Source organism: Streptococcus infantis, assembly GCF_001579645.1.
In the GTDB taxonomy this organism is placed as follows: Bacteria; Bacillota; Bacilli; order Lactobacillales; family Streptococcaceae; genus Streptococcus; species Streptococcus infantis_E.
In genome coordinates this window covers 24,442-25,607 of sequence record NZ_KQ970824.1, presented here as the reverse complement: position 1 = coordinate 25,607, position 1,166 = coordinate 24,442, and the positions used below count along the sequence as shown (strand labels likewise).

The 1,166-nt window shown below is 32.5% G+C and carries 1 protein-coding gene; it reads left to right on the top strand.

The window, feature by feature from the left end:
• On the top strand, positions 1-1,166 hold a 1,166-nt coding region (locus tag SINDD18_RS08870), incomplete at both ends, for a YfhO family protein (protein ID WP_153014459.1).

Here is a 1,166-nt window from a genome sequence, read left to right as displayed (position 1 = left end):
ATTACGAAAGAATGGGGATTTGCTTCTCGTAGTACCTATGATAAAGATATTCCAAGTATGGAAGCTATTTTGGAGTATACCAAACAGCAGCCAGATACATTTACACGAACTGAAAAGTTACAAACTCAAACTGGAAACGATAGCATGAAATTTAACTACAATGGCATCTCACAATTTTCATCTGTTCGTAATCGTTCTGCAAGTACAACGTTAGATAAGTTGGGTTTTAAATCTTCAGGTACCAACCTTAATCTTCGTTATGCAAATAATACTATCATTGCAGATAGTTTATTTGGAATCAGCTACAATATTTCTGAAACCTATCCAGATAAATATGGTTTTCATCCAAGCTATCAAAAAGATAATCTAACCCTTTATAAAAATCAATTCGCTCTCCCAATTGCTTTTGCTACACAGTCTCTTTACAAAGATGTCACTTTTAATGACCATACTCTTGATAACCAAACTCAATTTTTAAATCAAATTGCTGGCTTAAATGAAGAGTACTTTTATCCGATAAATCATTATACAGACTCTGATAACAACGTTGTCAATCTAAACGGAACTGATACTGAAGATGCAACTATCAGCTACAGCATTGAAGTACCTGATAATAGTCAGGTTTACCTTTCCATGACCAAGCTAAATTTTTCAAACGATAAGAAAAAGCAAGTTGACATCATTGTCAATGGTGAAAAAAAATTCTTTACCACAGATAATGTTTTTACATTTTTTAATCTTGGATATGCAGAACATAAACAAACTTTTGATATCCAGGTTAAGTTCCCAGGAAATGCTCAAGTATCATTTGAATCTCCAACTTTCTATCGCTTAGATACTAAGAAATATACGGAGGCTATACGCAAAATAAAAGAAAATCCAGTAGAAGTGAGCTCTTATAAAAATAAAGTCACTGTAAATTATAAGGTAAAGAATGAGACATCGATCTTTTTCACAATTCCTTACGACCGAGGATGGTCTGCTTACCAAAATGGTAAAAAATTACAAATTCAACAGGCACAAACTGGATTTATGAAAATTGATGTTCCTGAAGGTGAAGGAACTATTACCCTTTCCTTTATTCCAAAAGGATTTGTTGCTGGTGCAAGTTGTTCTCTTATAGCCATTATTGTCTTTATTTTTTATGATATTCAAAGAAAAAAATA